The following is a 16144-nucleotide window of genomic DNA, read 5'->3' as shown; positions in this document are numbered from 1 at the left end:
ATTGAATAACAGTAACTATAACCTATTACAATCTATTAATTTTAAGTGCATATTGGCGTTTGTAATGCTAATAAGTGTTACCGTTACTGCACAGGATAACGAACCAGAACAAGACTCTACTAAAACTTCTTTTGCCCTTGGGAAAATTAAAATGCCAAATCCCAATAGTATCGTTTCAAAATACACTTACGATCCTATTTTAGACCGTTACATTTATACTGAGAAAATAGGTAATTTTAATATTAATTACCCATTAATTCTCACGCCAGAAGAATTTCAGCGTCTGGTACTTCAGGAACAACTTAAGGAATATTATAAGAGAATGGCAGATGCTGCTGCCGGCCAAAAAGAAGGAACCGAAGAAGACCAAAAGAACTTATTACCAGAATTTTATGTCAATTCAGGACTTTTTGAAACGATTTTTGGTGGTAATACCATTAATATTATACCTCAAGGATCAGTTGATGTAGATTTAGGAGTATTATTTTCAAAACAAGATAACCCTTCATTTTCTCCTAGAAACCGAACTAATTTCACTTTTGATTTTGATCAGAGAATAAGTCTTAGTTTGCTGGGTAAAGTAGGTACAAGACTTCAAGTTACAGCAAATTACGATACAGAAGCAACACTTGATTTTCAAAATTTAGTAAAATTAGAATACACTCCAACGGAAGACGATATCGTTAGAAAAATTGAGGTTGGTAATGTAAATATGCCGATAAACAGCTCTCTGATCACTGGAGCGCAAAGTTTATTTGGTGTAAAGACCGAGCTACAATTTGGTAAAACGAGAGTTACAGCAGTATTTTCGGAACAACAATCAGAATCCAATTCTGTGGTGGCCGAAGGTGGAGGCACCTTAGAGGAATTTGAATTCTTTGCAAGAGACTATGATGAAAATAGACACTTCTTTTTAGCTCAATATTTTAGGGATACTTATAACCAATCATTATTACAATACCCGTTTATAGATAATCAAGGTCTGCAGATCACAAGAGTAGAAGTATGGGTTACCAATAGAAGCAATAGAACGGAAAATGTGCGTAATGTTGTGGCATTTCAGGATTTAGGAGAATCGGAGCCTGAGGATATTGGGTTAAATCCGTTACCTCCAGGTTTTATTAATGATCCTGGTGCACGACCAAAAAACAGTAATAATGATTTTGACCCAACCAATATTGGTAATCCAGGTTCGCAGCTCAATGATTTGGTTAGGGATATCACCCAAGTTGAAAACGGGGTTAACATTCCTGTTAATGAGGGTTTCGATTACGGAAAGCTAGAAGCGGCCAGAAAATTAGAAGAAGGGCGTGATTATTTTTTACAATCAGAATTAGGTTACATCTCATTAAATCAGCGATTATTAAATGATGAAGTTTTGGCCGTTGCATTTCAATATACTATTAATGGCGAAGTATTTCAAGTTGGTGAATTTGCTAATGATGGTGTGGACGCTACAGATGTTGATACGGCAGATAACGGCAATCAAATTATCAACAACCAAAGTTTAATTCTTAAAATGTTAAAGAGTGCGGTTACAGCAGTTGAGCAACCTGTTTGGGACCTTATGATGAAGAACATCTACGATACTGGAGCATTTCAATTAGATCGAGAAGATTTTAGATTAAACATTTTTTATACAGAAGCTTCACCGTTAAATTATATAAGGCCTGTTGAGGGTACAACCTTTCCGCCATTTGATAATAATACTCCGTTTACAGGTGATGATACGGAAATTCAGGAAACACCTTTAATTAGATTGTTTCATTTAGATCGTCTAAACTTTAATAATGATCCACAAGAACGAGGCGATGGTTTTTTTGATTATGTGCCTGGAATCACCGTAATAACACAAAACGGTAAAATAATTTTTACTAAAACAGAACCTTTTGGACGATATCTATTTGATGTTTTAGATGATGATGGAAACCCAAATAATAACGATTCGGATTACGAACAGGACGTTTATACCAATCCAAACCAAGAAAAGTACGTTTACGATTTACTCTACCAATCCACTAAAACTGCGGCAAGAGATGAAGCAGAAAAAAATAAATTTCAAATAAAAGGAAGGTTTAAAAGCAGTGGTGGAGGCGGTATCCCAATCCCGTTTAATGCAGCAAGAGGATCTATTCGTGTAACTGCTAATGGACAGGTTTTGGTAGAAGGAATCGATTATACCGTGAATTACGCTGCGGGAAGAGTTGAGATTTTAGATGAAGCATTGCTGGCATCAAACACACCAATTAATGTATCTTCTGAAAATAATGCATTGTTTGGTCAGCAAACAAGACGTTTTACTGGTATTAATGTAGAGCATCAATTTAATGAAAATTTTGTTTTAGGAGGAACATTGTTAAACCTAAACGAAAGACCGATAACACAAAAAGCCAACTTCGATTCTGAGCCTATTAATAATACGATTTTTGGATTTAACGGTAACTATTCTACCGAAGTTCCGTTTTTAACACGACTTGCGAATAAATTACCGAATATTGATACGGACGTGCCTTCTAACCTCTCGGTAAGAGGTGAATTTGCTTACCTTTTGCCAGGTGCACCAAAAGGCACGGATTTTAATGGCGAAGCAACAGCATATATTGATGATTTTGAAGGAACTCAAGGTTCTATTGAATTATTGAATCCTTTAGCCTGGTCACTTTCAAGTAGGCCCAGAGAATTGCCACCTAGCATTCCAGGAAACGATGACACAGGTATAGAAAATGGTTATGGTAGGGCATTACTAAACTGGTATACCATTGACCCTATTTTTTATAGTAATCAAAGACCAGATGGTATATCTGACGATGATGTTTCAAACCTGTATACGAGACGGGTTTTTATAGATGAAATTTTTCCACAATTTGATATAGCCCAAGGGCAAACTTCAGTAATCAATACCTTAGATTTGAGTTACTACCCTTCTGAAAGAGGACCATATAATTTTGATCCAAATGCGACAGACGACACATTAAATCCTGGCAACAGTTGGGCTGGTATAACAAGACAAATTACATCTACCGACTTTGAACAGGCTAATGTAGAGTACATAGAATTTTGGGTGCAAGATCCATTTTTGGATAATCCCACAAATCCTGGTGGAACCTTGACCATTAATCTAGGTAATATTTCAGAGGATGTACTTAAGGATGGTAAAAAACAATACGAAAATGGACTGCCAGAAGATGGTGATATTTCATCATTGAATCCAACTGTTTTTGGCGGTGTAGTTCCTCAAAGCCAATCTTTAATTTACACGTTTGCTACGACTGGTGAAGAGAGAGCTAATCAAGACGTGGGATTTGACGGTTATGATGATTTGGATGAACAAATGCAATTTCCAAGTGGTTTTTCAGGATTTGAAGATCCAGCTAAAGATAATTACACTTACTATTTAAATACAGACGGAAATATATTTGAGCGATATAAAAAATATAATGGTCAAGAAGGCAACACACCAGATGTATTTACAGACACCAATAGAGGTTCAACAACACAGCCAGATGTAGAGGATATTAACCGAGATAACACAATGAATACCATTGATAGTTATTTTGAGTACGAAGTACAGATTACACCAAGTAACTTAAACATAAATAATCCCCAAATTAATGATATAAAACCCAAAACGGTGACTTTGCCAAACGGTGACGAACGTGATGTGGTTTGGTACCAATTCAGGTTGCCGATTAACGAACCAACCAATGCAATTGGCGGTATATCGGATATTCGTTCTGTACGTTTTGCGAGAATGTATCTTCAGGATTTTACACAAAATACGACTTTGCGTTTTGCGACTTTAGATTTAGTTAGAAGTGATTGGAGACGCTTCACTCAAGATTTAGATAGTGATGCAACTAACAACAGTGCAGATGCAGAATTCAATGTGGCTATCGTGGGAGTACAAGAAAATGATGGTAATTATGAAATACCACCAGGTGTAAGACGTGAAGAGCTTAACAATAATAATAATATTATTAGACAGAATGAGCAATCATTGGTGTTACAGGTTTGTGATCTAGATCCAACAGATTCCAGAGGTGTGTTTAAGTATGTGAGTGTAGATATGCGTCAGTACAAAAACTTACGTATGTTTTTACATGCCGAAGCTCAAGATGGCGAAACTTTAGATGATGGTGAGTTAATAGGATTTATAAGAATGGGGAATGATTTCACTGATAACTTTTACGAAATTCAAATCCCGTTAAAAGAGTCTATTGCTAATTCTACTTCCACGCCAAGAGAAGTTTGGCCATTAGAAAATGAAATAGAAATTCCACTGGAATATCTTCAGCAAATTAAATCAAGAGGTATTGCCGATGGATCGTTAACAGGATTAGACCCAACTTATTATAATGTGATTGGTGGTGAGTTAATAGACGTTCCGCTAACTGACCCAGATACCCCTTTTGCAGATATAAATACAAGTCCTAGGCAACAACGTATTGGTATTAAAGGTAATCCGAATTTTGGTGAAATAAGGGTGTTAATGGTTGGTGTAAAGAATTCTGGTTCATCTGCTATGAACAGAACCGCTTGTGGTGAAGTCTGGTTTAACGAATTACGAATGTCTGAGTTAGATAATGAAGGTGGTTGGGCGGCCATTTTAAGTATGGATACTAACATTGCGGATTTTGCGGATGTCAGTGCTTCTGGTCAACAAAGCACTATTGGTTTTGGTGGCATTGAGCAATCACCAAACCAAAGAAGTCGTGAAGACTTAAAAGCTTATGATGTAGTTACTAATGTGCAATTGGGACAGTTGTTACCGAAAAAATGGGGCATTCAGCTACCGTTTAATTATTCTCAGAGTGAAGAAGTTATTACACCTCAATTCGACGAGTTTTATCGTGATATAGAATTAGAGACCCAGTTAGAAAATACCACTAACAGAGATTCTATTCTTAAGGTAAATGAAAATTATACCAAACGAAAAAGTATCAATTTTATTGGGGTAAAAAAACAAAGAACCGGTGAAGCTGAAAAACGATTCTACGATGTAGAAAATTTAACTTTTAACTATTCTTATAATAAAGTAGAACATCGCGATTTTGAAATTGAAAATGCATTAGATCAAAGAATAAGGGCTGGTGTTAATTACAATTATGCTTTTAATCCTATTCGTATTGAGCCTTTTAAGGAAAACGATTCATTGTTTACAGGAAAGTATGCAAAAATTTTGAAGGATTTCAATTTGAATCTCTTGCCAACTAGCTTCTCTGTAAATACGGATATCAATAGGCAATTCAGTAAACAGAAATTTAGAGAAGTAGAATTGGGTGGTAATAATATAGGAATAGAGGAACTGTTTAGAAGAAATTATACTTTTGATTTTCAATATGTTATAAATTACAATATTACTGATGCCTTAAGTCTCAACTTTACCGCGGCTAACACTAATATTGTCCGTAACTATTTTGTGGACGACCGTATAAATGGCAGGCAAGATCCAGATCTAGATGTTTGGGATGGTTTTTTTGATTTTGGTGATCCAAATTTTCAGACACAACAGATCCAGGTGAATTATGAATTACCATTGTATAAAATTCCTGCTCTTAATTTTTTAAGAACAACTTATGCATACAATGGGATGTTTCAATGGCAAAAAGGTTCGGATTTAAATGATGGTTTATTGTTGGAGGATCCAAACAATCCAGGAACTTTTAATTCTTTCAATTTAGGTAACGCGATTCAAAATTCAAACACACATAATATTAACACAACCCTTAATATGGAAACCTTTTACAAATCGATAGGTTTGACCAGAAAAGGAGACCAGAGAAACAGCAGGAGAAATACAACCAGAAGAGCTCCAACACCAAATACTCCGAGCACAGATAATGGACAGCAAAACGACCCTAACAAATCAAGTACAGGCAAAAAAGCATATAATACGGTTGTAGATATTGTTACTATGGTTAAGAGAATACAATTTGGTTATACTGAAACCAATGGTACGTACTTGCCAGGATATTTGCCTACACCTGGTTTTGTTGGTACGTTGAGGCCAACTTTGGGTTATACGTTTGGTAGCCAAAGAGATATTAGGGAATTGACAGCAGAAAATGGCTGGCTTACAACGTTCCAGAACTTTAATCAACAGTACACAAATAATACTAATACCACATTGGATTATTCGGCAGAGGTCGAACCAATGCAAGATTTAAAAATTAATTTAATCGGTAATAGAACTTACTCAGAAACGACCTCAGAAACATTTAGAGCCAACGATTTAGATGGTGATGGATTAAGTGATGAGTATGAAGATTTAATCACCAATTCTTTCGGCAACTTTAATATTTCAACAGCTCTCATAAAAACAGCTTTTTCTCAGAGTAATGAAAACGAGTCGGCAACATTTGATGATTTTAGAGCCAATAGATTGGTCATAGCAAATAGATTGGCAAGGGATTATTATGGCAACCTTCCGTTTGATAGAGATGAGGATGGTTACCCAGAAGGATTTAGCAGAAATAGTCAACGTGTGCTTTTACCAGCGTTCTTATCGGCTTATCAAGGATCAAATCCAGATAAGGTAAGTACAGGCGCATTTAGAGATGTTCCAATTCCTAATTGGACCATAAAATATACAGGGTTAATGAAAATTCCTTGGTTCAAGAAAACCTTTAGGCGTTTCTCTGTTCAACATGGTTATAGATCGCGATACACCATTAACCAGTTTAGAACTAACTTAGATTTTGTTGAAGGTGATCCAACGGATGATTATGATTCAGCTCAAAATGCAGATGCCTTAAATCAGGCAGGCGATTTTAAAAGTAGAACATTGTTCAGTAATATAAACTTAGAAGAGCAATTTAGCCCATTGGTTAAGTTAGAATTTGAATTAAAAAATTCGCTAAAAGTACTCGCAGAAATTAAGAAGGATCGATTACTCTCTTTAAGTTTTGACAACAATTTGATGACGGAGATAAAAGGGGAAGAATACACCCTTGGTTTAGGTTATCGTTTTAAGGACGTTAGAATTCGATCCCAATTAGCAGGTGCTAGACAAATTATTAAAAGTGATCTAAACATGCGATTGGATGTGTCAGTTAGGGATAACGAAACTATAATAAGATATTTGGACCTAGAGAATAATCAAGTTACAGCGGGCCAAACAATTTGGGGACTTAAATATGGTGCGGATTATGCATTTAGTAAAAATCTTACAGCCATTTTTTATTTTGATTATACCTTCTCTGATTTTGCTATTTCTACGTCCTTCCCACAAACCTCATTAAGATCGGGAATTACTTTGAGGTATAATTTTGGTAATTAATTTTGAAAACCAAAAATTAAAAAATTACATTTGTTTTCTAATTATTTACAACGTTTAAGATGAACATACCATCAGAATTAAAGTACACCAAAGACCACGAATGGATTAAGATCGATGGCGATACTGCAACAGTAGGCATCACAGATTTTGCACAAGGCGAATTAGGTGATATTGTTTACGTAGAAGTAGAAACAGTAGATGAAACTTTAGATATTGAAGAAGTTTTTGGTACAGTTGAAGCCGTTAAGACAGTGTCAGATCTATACTTGCCTCTATCTGGAGAAATCATTGAGTTTAATGAAGCTCTTGAAGACGAACCAGAGAAGGTGAATTCCGATCCATATGGCGAGGGTTGGATGATAAAACTCAAATTTTCCGACAGTTCTCAAGTTGATGATTTACTTACAGCCGAAGATTACAAAGCTTTAATCAGTGGTTAAAAAAGCATTATTACTAGTCTCAATAGTATACACTATTGCACTAGTAATAGTTAGTTTCATCAATCTATATAATCTACCAAATTTTGGATCTGATTTTGATGATAAAATATATCACATCGTTGCTTATTTAGGGTTGGCATTTTTATGGATTACTTATTTTAAAGATTCCAAAAAAACTCGTGAATTGCTTATAGTTTTTATAACTATAGTCATTTTTGGTTTTATCATAGAAACTCTACAGCATGTGCTCAATCCTAATAGAACATATGATGTATATGATATAGTGGCAAATTGCATTGGCGCAATACTTGGCACACTAATTGCATTTAGATTAAATGTATTTAAGTTAAAATAAATCAAAGCCTTGCATTTTATACATATTATTAGTTAAATTAGCAATGTTATAATAAATTAAGAACTATGGAACCTAAAAAGAATCCAAATTCAGACGTAAGCCGTAACAGCTCTATCTATTTTGCTGTTGGTCTGGCCTTAATGTTGGCGATTACGTATATGTCTATTAATTATAAGACATATGATAAAAGTGATATAGCGCTTGATTCTCTAAACTTAGATGATGAGTTAGATGAAGAAGTGCCAATTACTGAACAAATTATAACCCCTCCGCCACCACCGCCACCGCCACCACCAGCTCCGGAAATTATCGAAGTTGTTGAGGACGAAGTGGAAGTTGAGGAAACTGTTATTGAATCGACAGAAACCGAGATGGAAACAGAAATTGTTGAAGTTGAAGAGGTTGAGGTTGAAGAGGTAGAAGAAGATATAGAGGTTCCATTCTCAGTAATTGAAAACGTACCTGTTTTCCCAGGTTGTGAAAATGAAAAAGGCAATAACGCTAAGAAAAAGTGTATGTCTGATAAAGTTTCACAGTTCGTAAACAGAAAATTCAACACAGAATTAGCAAGTGATTTAGGTTTACCAGCAGGAAGACAACGTATTTTCGTTTCTTTTAAAATTGATAAAACCGGAAATATTGTTGGTGTAGGTGCACGTGGACCACATCCTGGCTTAGAAAAGGAAGCAAAACGAGTTATCGGATTGTTGCCTAAAATGAAACCTGGAAAGCAAAGAGGTAAGTCAGTAATTGTACCTTATTCTTTACCAATAGTGTTTGCAGTACAAGACTAAATAAAGTAAGTTTTACTACATATAAAAATCCCGTTCAAAATTAATTGGACGGGATTTTCGTTTTGGTATGCTTATTGTGATTTTATCATAATATTAACATTTAAACAATAAGTATTATGAAAAATTCTAAAAAGAATTTCGGTATTGCTGGTCAGAGCACTCCCGAAGTAAAAAAATCACAAAAGCATGATGCAAATTTACAAAAAAACTCCAGCCTGTATTTTCAGATCGGTTTAATTCTTTGTTTATTGGGAACCTATGCGCTATTTGAAATGCAGTTTAAAGAGCACAAACTAAGTCTCGCTCAATCAGAGCCCATTGATAATGTGATTAAGGTAGATTATGTTAAACCTTTTGCGGTTGAAGTAAAACAACCAGAAAAACAAGAGTCAAAAAACGAAAGGAGTCAAGAGGTTCTTGATGATTTGAAGGTTGTTGATGATACTAGAGAACCAATTGAAACAGCGCTTGTAACTCCAGAGGAAAAGCAACCCGAATTTAAATCGATTGGAATTGATGATATCCCGGTAGAGCCCAACGATGTGGATCCTATGGATTTAGTTCCTTTTGAAAGAATAGAGAAAGTACCAGTCTACCCTGGGTGCGAAAAGTACACAACCAATAGTGACCGTATGCAGTGCATGTCTGATAAAATCGCAAAACTTGTGGGCAATAAGTTTAATGGCAACTTAGCAGCGGATTACGGCTTGACAGGAAAACAACGTATTTCTACACAATTCACGATTGATAAAACAGGAAATGTTATAGATATAAAAATAAGGGCTCCTCATCCAGCATTAAAAAGGGAAGCTGATCGAGTGATTAATAAAATTCCAAGAATGGAACCTGGATTACAGCGTAATGTACCGGTAGGAGTAGTTTATACTCTGCCTATTGTTTTTCAAGTGAATAATTAAACAAGTAGAGTCATTAAAAGACTATATCAAAACTAAAACCGTTATTACTGCAATAGCGGTTTTTTTGTGTTTAGTGGTCACAAAAAAATAAGTATCTTTCAACCATAAAATTTAGTTTTTGATGACACGTATTTTGGTTCTGCTTTTTCTTCTTATAGTTTTAAAGATAGATGCACAAACCATTTCTACATACGAAAAACCGCCTGTATTCGAAGCTTGTGAATCAAAACCTCTAGAGCAGCTTAAATCATGCTTCAATTTTAGACTAAATAATTTTATTTCCGAAAATTTTCAAATACCTGATAATGTAAAAGAGGAGTCTTATAGTGGAGATATTCAAGTATTGTTTGAAGTAAATAGTGAAGGTGAATTTAATGTCATTTACGTTGATGCCATTTATGAAGAATTAAAGGAAGAAACCAAAAGAATATTTACTCAGCTTCCAAAAGTGCAACCAGCCACCTACAATGGAAAACCAACATTCGTTCAATATAGTATCAACATAGCAATTCCTTTAAAGCAACCAAAATTGGAATCAGCGAAGCAGCAAGAAAAGCAATTATCTGAGACAGACATTTTAAACGCTACCTTATCTAATGAATTTGATAAGATCAATGATGAGCTTCAACCTTACCAAAAATTAGAATATACGAGTCAGTTAAATGTACCGTTTACTCATTCTTATTACGCGCGGTTTGATTACGAAATGAATGTGCTTGGAACCAATAGTCATACCGCGGCAAAGCCCTTTATATATAGTGATGTTTCTAAATATTACGATATAAAAGGAGAACATGAGAGTTTAAAAAAAGAAACCGATTCTTGGATAGGTAGAAAACTCTATAACGAAAGACTTTTTGAGGTTCAAGGAAAGGACTATTGGTTTACTGTAGATCCTATTTTTGATTTGCAGGTTGGTAAGGACACTGAAGCCGATTTTAGCACAACCTTTAATAATACAAGAGGTGTTTTTATACAAGCAGGTTTAGGAAAACGTTTTAATTTAACCACTTCCATTTATGAAAGTCAAGGGCGTTTTGCAGATTATTTTAATCGATATGCTGAAAGTTTAAAAGCCTTTGGACCAGATCCAGCGGTAATTCCAGGAAGAGGTATAGGGAAGCGTTTTAAGGAAGATGCTTACGATTATCCTGTGGCAGAGGCTTATTTATCTTATACACCAGCAGATTTTTTAAATATTCAGTTTGGTCATGGCAAAAATTTTATCGGAGATGGTTACCGCTCACTATTGCAGAGCGATGTTTCAAGTCCGTATCCTTTTTTAAAACTAAACACCAGTTTCTGGAAAATAAAATATACCAGTACATGGATGTGGCTTAAAGATGTAAGGCCAGAATTTGTAGAAGATAAAGCTTTTTTTACCAAATATATGGCCAACCATTATTTGAGTTGGAATGTGTCTAAACGCCTTAATATTGGTTTTTTTGAAGCCGTGATGTGGTCCAACACAAATGATAGGGGTTTTGATGTTAACTACCTCAACCCTATTATATTTTTTAGAGCCATAGAATTTAATACAGGTCAAGGTTCAGGCAATGCTATTATTGGTTTGTCTTCTAAGTACAAATGGAACAATAATGTGAATATCTACGGACAATTTTTAATAGATGAATTTTCTCTTGGCGATATTACAGGTGGGGAAAAAAGTTGGAAAAATAAATTAGGTTTTCAATTAGGTGCAAAGTATTTCAACGCCTTTAAAGTTGATAATTTATTACTACAGGCAGAGTACAACCAAGTGCGTCCTTACACCTATTCACACAATACCGAAGTCTTAAATTACGCTCATTTTAATCAACCAATGGCACACCTGTGGGGAGCTAATTTCCGAGAATTAGTATTGATTGGTCGCTATAATTATAAGCGATGGTTTGCAGATGCAAAAATGATTGTGGGACAGCGTGGTTTTGATTTTAACACGGCTGAAGATAATTTCGCTTATGGAGGTGATATCTATTCTAATGAAAATAATCGTGTAGCAGATACAGGTATTGTCATTGGACAAGGTAACAAAACAAATAGTTTTATGACCGAATTACAGGCAGGCTACATCGTTAATCCAGCAACTAATCTTAGATTGTTCACCAATATAATTTACAGAGACTTTAATCCTGAAGCTGTCACACCAACAACAGTGAGATCTAATACGTTTTGGTTTAGTGTCGGATTGAGAACTGATTTATTCAACTGGTATAATGATTTTTAAGTTTGAATTATTTTTCCCTTAAACTATTATAAAAAGTTGAGCGGATTCTTTCGCTATTAATAAATCCACTTCCATAGTCCATATCGTCGTAAGTTTTGGTTAAGCTTCTATCTGCTTTGATTTCTTCTTCAGTTTTCCCTGCATCAATCGCAGCTTGAATATTATTCCTTAATGTTACCAACATGGTCAAAAAGTTTTTATATTCCTCCCTATTGGATAATTTTCCATGTCCAGGAATGATTTTTGTTTCATCATCAATCACCATTAAGCCATGTTTTACAGCTTCAATATAACCATCCACACTTCCGCCTGAATTTAAATCAATGTAGGGATAGCGTCCATTAAAATATGTATCTCCGGTGTGCAACACATTACTCTCGGTAAAATATAAAAGTGAGTCTCCATCGGTATGGGCATTAGCAACGTGGAAAACTGCGACATCTTCACCGTTGATAGATATGTTTAATTTATCGTTAAAAGTTATAACAGGCATTGCTGCTTTAGGTGTCGAAATTCCATCTCGTTGAGGTTCTTTAAGTCGTTTTGCAACATTGTTATGTGCAATAATAGTGGCTCCTTCATTAGCCATATTTTCGTTCCCACCAGTATGGTCGCCATGAAAATGCGTGTTGACCAAAAATTTAAGTGGTTTATCGCTAAGTCCCTCAATCGCCGATAAGATTAAATTTGAAAGTGGTGCAAACTGATTATCAATCACAAACACGCCGTCATCTCCAACAGAAACACCAATATTGCCTCCAGCACCTTCTAACATATAAGTATGGTCGGTCAGTTTTGTGATTTCAATTTGCACATCGTTAAAACGACCTTGGGCATCGATAGTTAGTGTTAGTAGAAAAAATAAAACTGAGAGCTTAAAAATAGATTTCATATTTCAATAAATTAGGAATGTATTGTCATATAAAAATAAGGAAACTTACCTGAAGATTTTGGTTTAAGTTAAAACTATGATTTTACGTTGCTCGTAATCAAATTTCAAGTTATCTTTGCACTCGCTAAGAAAAGAACTAAAAGCAGCACTTTTGAGTACTACAAAATCTTCGATATCAACACATTCTGCAGTCTCGGATTTTAAAGAAATCACTAAAATGGGATTGTCCATTAGTGTTGTGTTTTCTTCCATTGCTGGATATGTCCTTGGTGCTGAGACAATCGACTTTTTTACGCTTTTTTTACTGACCATTGGTGGTTATTTTATGGTAGGGGCTTCTAACGCCTACAATCAGATTATTGAACGCGATTTGGATGCGTTGATGGATAGAACCAAAAACAGACCAATACCTGCGGGTAGAATGTCCGTGAATACAGCTTTTGTTATAGCAACTCTATTTACGATTTTGGGTTTAATAACGTTATATATCATCAACCCGAGAACTGCCATGTATGGCGCGATATCAATCTTTTTATATACTTGTGTTTACACACCTTTAAAAACAAAAACACCATTGGCAGTTTTTGTGGGTGCGTTGCCAGGAGCAATTCCTTTTATGCTGGGTTGGGTGGCTGCGCGTAATGATTTTGGGATTGAGCCAGGCACCTTGTTTGCCATTCAGTTTTTTTGGCAGTTTCCTCATTTTTGGTCTATAGGCTGGTTTTTGCACGAGGATTATAAAAAAGGAGGTTTCTTTATGTTGCCAACAGGAAAGCCAGATAAAGGAACGGCAGTACAGATTATTATGTATACGGTATGGACAATTATTGCCTCAATAATTCCTGTCTTTGGATTTACGGGAGATTTAAAATTGTCCATTTTTGGTGCAATTTTGGTTTTTCTTTTAGGATTGGTAATGCTTTTTTACGCTTTTAAATTGTTTACCAAACGCACAGTGGAAGTTGCAAAGCAATTGATGCTTTCGAGCGTATTTTATATTACCATGCTTCAAATAATATATGTTGCAGATAAATTTTTAAGATAAAATGGATTTAACACAAGGAACACCAGAAGAAAAAAGAGCCAGGTCCAAAAAGATGATGCTTTGGTTCGGGATCATTTCTTTAATTATGTCTTTCGCGGCATGGACGAGTGCATTTATTGTGAGTAGTACGCGTGAAGACTGGTTAACAAATTTTGATTTACCTAATGCGTTCTTTATCAGCGTAGGTGTTATTTTGTTGAGTAGTGTAACCTTAATTTTGGCAAAGCGCGCACTAAAACAGAACAATAGAAAAGTGGTTACGACTATGTTGCTTGTCACTTTTGGGTTGGGAATAGCTTTTATTTATAACCAGTTTATTGGTTTTGATGAAATCATTTCAGCAGGGTACAATTTTACCGGACCAACCAGCAATATTACTATGTCTTATGTTTTTTTAATAGCAGCTGTACATATTGCTCACGTTGTTGTAGGACTCGTTTGTCTTTTGGTGGTAATTTATAACCATTTTAAACAAAAGTATAATGCAACAAACATGCTTGGTTTTGAATTGGCAGCCAATTTCTGGCATTTCGTTGATATACTGTGGATTTACCTGTTTTTCTTCCTTTACTTTTTTAAGTAAAACAAGATGATTTTTCAATGTGTTAAAACGTTTCGAAGCTCACGTGATTAATGAGTTTCAAAATTTAAAGATTGATGTTTCTTTAGATAAATAAAATGATTATTTTTGTCCAATCTTACAATTCTAAATAAATTCTATGGATTCTACAGTAGTTAGTACTGGTACAGAAGGAAAAACTTGGGGTGGAGGCAATAGGCCTTTAGGTTCAAGTTATGGTAAATTGATGATGTGGTTTTTCATTGTATCGGATGCATTGACATTTTCAGGTTTCTTGGCGGCTTATGGTTTTTCGAGATTTAAATTTATAAACGAGTGGCCAATTGCAGATGAAGTGTTTACGCACGTTCCGTTTTTGCACGGTCAAGAATTACCAATGATCTATGTGGCATTCATGACTTTTATTCTTATCATGTCGTCTGTAACTATGGTTTTGGCGGTAGATGCTGGTCACCACATGAATAAAGCTAAAGTTACATTTTATATGTTCTTGACCATTATCGGTGGTGCTATTTTTGTGGGTTCACAAGCTTGGGAATGGGCTACGTTTATACAGGGAGATTATGGAGCAGTACAAACCAAAGGTGGAAACATCCTTCAATTTGGTGAATATGTAACTGTTGATGGCCAAGAGAAATTTAAGCGAATTTCAATCGATGATTTTGCGGTCTCAATCCCAGATGCTCGAGTAGAACACGAACGTAAAAATGGATTATGGTTTAGAGAAGAGGGCACTCTTCCAGATTATACAGTAAATGAAATTTACCAAGGATTGGCTGCTAATGAAAATATCCTTGTGCGGTCGCAAATTATCAATGAGGAAGGTCAGAAAACAGTACTCTCTAGAGAAGAATCTTTAAGACAGATTGAGAAAAATGGTCAATTGGTGGTTAAAGGTGCCAACCTTCAGGTTAACGAATACGGTACATCACTTTTTGCAGATTTCTTTTTCTTTATTACAGGTTTCCATGGTTTTCACGTATTATCAGGCGTAATAATTAATATTATTATATTTTTCAATGTGATTCTAGGAACCTACGAGAGAAGGGGTAGCTACGAAATGGTGGAAAAAGTTGGACTTTACTGGCACTTTGTAGATTTGGTTTGGGTATTTGTATTTACATTCTTCTACCTAGTTTAAAACGATATTAAGATTACATTATGGCACACGAACATAAATTAGAAATTTTTAGAGGGACGGTAAAATTTAAATCCAATACACAGAAAATTTGGGGTGTATTGATTTTTTTGACTATTGTCACAGCGATTGAAGTTGTATTGGGTATCTACAAACCAGAAAGTTTAATGACACCATTAATGACGCCTTTTGAAGGTGGTTTTTTTGCAACATTGGGCAATATTCTGTTTTCACCAGTGATTTACATGAAGAGCTTAAACCTCATCTTTATCCTTTTAACCATCGTAAAAGCATACTACATCACATGGGACTTTATGCACATGCGAGATGAAAAAGCAAGTTTAAGACGTATGGTGGTATGGACGGCAGTATTTTTAATTTGTTATTTGATCTTTATCCTGCTACAGGAAGGTGGTTATGTGTTTGAAGTTTACAATGGTGAAGACGCACTTATTAAAAAAGATTTTTAAACTTGAA

General features: G+C 35.2%; 11 protein-coding genes. 10 read left to right on the top strand and 1 reads right to left on the bottom strand.

Features of this window, described 5'->3' with window-relative positions; all coding sequences use genetic code 11:
• Window position 1: 1 nt before the first annotated feature.
• From sov to HM983_RS04865, 6 genes are all read left to right on the top strand, one after another.
• Window positions 2-7279 (top strand): T9SS outer membrane translocon Sov/SprA, encoded by a 7278-nt coding sequence (sov, locus tag HM983_RS04890; protein ID WP_218841819.1) that lies wholly within the window; start codon window positions 2-4, stop codon window positions 7277-7279.
• 59 nt (window positions 7280-7338) lie between these two features.
• A complete protein-coding gene (gene gcvH, locus HM983_RS04885) occupies window positions 7339-7719 on the top strand; it encodes a glycine cleavage system protein GcvH (RefSeq protein ID WP_179344280.1) in 381 nt (126 codons plus the stop codon).
• Entirely contained in the window at window positions 7712-8074 is a 363-nt protein-coding gene (locus HM983_RS16025; RefSeq protein ID WP_179344279.1) for a VanZ family protein, read from the top strand. Before gcvH ends, HM983_RS16025 begins: the two co-directional genes overlap by 8 nt.
• A gap of 65 nt (window positions 8075-8139) precedes the next feature.
• On the top strand, window positions 8140-8868 hold the full coding sequence (locus HM983_RS04875; RefSeq protein WP_179344278.1) for an energy transducer TonB: 729 nt from the start codon (window positions 8140-8142) through the stop codon (window positions 8866-8868).
• A 116-nt stretch (window positions 8869-8984) separates the two neighbouring features.
• Window positions 8985-9785, top strand: a complete 801-nt coding sequence (locus HM983_RS04870; RefSeq protein WP_179344277.1) for an energy transducer TonB — start codon at window positions 8985-8987, stop codon at window positions 9783-9785.
• A gap of 121 nt (window positions 9786-9906) precedes the next feature.
• Window positions 9907-12012: an energy transducer TonB gene (locus tag HM983_RS04865; protein WP_179344276.1), complete on the top strand. Its 2106-nt coding sequence runs from the start codon at window positions 9907-9909 to the stop codon at window positions 12010-12012.
• A 7-nt stretch (window positions 12013-12019) separates the two neighbouring features.
• On the opposite strand, the gene HM983_RS04860 is transcribed toward HM983_RS04865, so the two are convergent.
• Entirely contained in the window at window positions 12020-12904 is an 885-nt protein-coding gene (locus tag HM983_RS04860) for an MBL fold metallo-hydrolase (RefSeq protein ID WP_179344275.1), read from the bottom strand.
• Between the two features lie 151 nt (window positions 12905-13055).
• On the opposite strand from HM983_RS04860, the gene cyoE reads away from it, so the two are divergent.
• From cyoE to HM983_RS04840, 4 genes are all read left to right on the top strand, one after another.
• Window positions 13056-13949, top strand: a complete 894-nt coding sequence (cyoE, locus tag HM983_RS04855; protein WP_179344274.1) for a heme o synthase — start codon at window positions 13056-13058, stop codon at window positions 13947-13949.
• A 1-nt stretch (window position 13950) separates the two neighbouring features.
• Complete coding sequence (locus HM983_RS04850) at window positions 13951-14532, top strand: cytochrome c oxidase subunit 3 (RefSeq protein WP_179344273.1); 582 nt, start codon at window positions 13951-13953, stop codon at window positions 14530-14532.
• A 136-nt stretch (window positions 14533-14668) separates the two neighbouring features.
• A complete protein-coding gene (locus HM983_RS04845) occupies window positions 14669-15670 on the top strand; it encodes a cytochrome c oxidase subunit 3 (protein WP_179344272.1) in 1002 nt (333 codons plus the stop codon).
• A 20-nt stretch (window positions 15671-15690) separates the two neighbouring features.
• On the top strand, window positions 15691-16137 hold the full coding sequence (locus HM983_RS04840) for a cytochrome C oxidase subunit IV family protein (RefSeq protein ID WP_179344271.1): 447 nt from the start codon (window positions 15691-15693) through the stop codon (window positions 16135-16137).
• Window positions 16138-16144 lie beyond the last annotated feature (7 nt).

Origin of the sequence: Winogradskyella ursingii, assembly GCF_013403975.1 — a bacterium.
GTDB classification, from domain to species: Bacteria; Bacteroidota; Bacteroidia; order Flavobacteriales; family Flavobacteriaceae; genus Winogradskyella; species Winogradskyella ursingii.
Note: the sequence above shows the minus strand (reverse complement) of the source record. Positions and strands in the feature narration are given on the sequence as shown.

Excerpts from the sequence above, each read along its gene's own strand:
- gcvH (WP_179344280.1), top strand. The coding sequence starts at position 7,339 with ATGAACATACCATCAGAATTAAAGTACACCAAAGACCACGAATGGATT.
- HM983_RS04875 (WP_179344278.1), top strand. The coding sequence starts at position 8,140 with ATGGAACCTAAAAAGAATCCAAATTCAGACGTAAGCCGTAACAGCTCT.
- HM983_RS04870 (WP_179344277.1), top strand. The coding sequence starts at position 8,985 with ATGAAAAATTCTAAAAAGAATTTCGGTATTGCTGGTCAGAGCACTCCC.
- HM983_RS04865 (WP_179344276.1), top strand. The coding sequence starts at position 9,907 with ATGACACGTATTTTGGTTCTGCTTTTTCTTCTTATAGTTTTAAAGATA.
- HM983_RS04860 (WP_179344275.1), bottom strand. The coding sequence starts at position 12,904 with ATGAAATCTATTTTTAAGCTCTCAGTTTTATTTTTTCTACTAACACTA.
- HM983_RS04850 (WP_179344273.1), top strand. The coding sequence starts at position 13,951 with ATGGATTTAACACAAGGAACACCAGAAGAAAAAAGAGCCAGGTCCAAA.
- HM983_RS04845 (WP_179344272.1), top strand. The coding sequence starts at position 14,669 with ATGGATTCTACAGTAGTTAGTACTGGTACAGAAGGAAAAACTTGGGGT.
- HM983_RS04840 (WP_179344271.1), top strand. The coding sequence starts at position 15,691 with ATGGCACACGAACATAAATTAGAAATTTTTAGAGGGACGGTAAAATTT.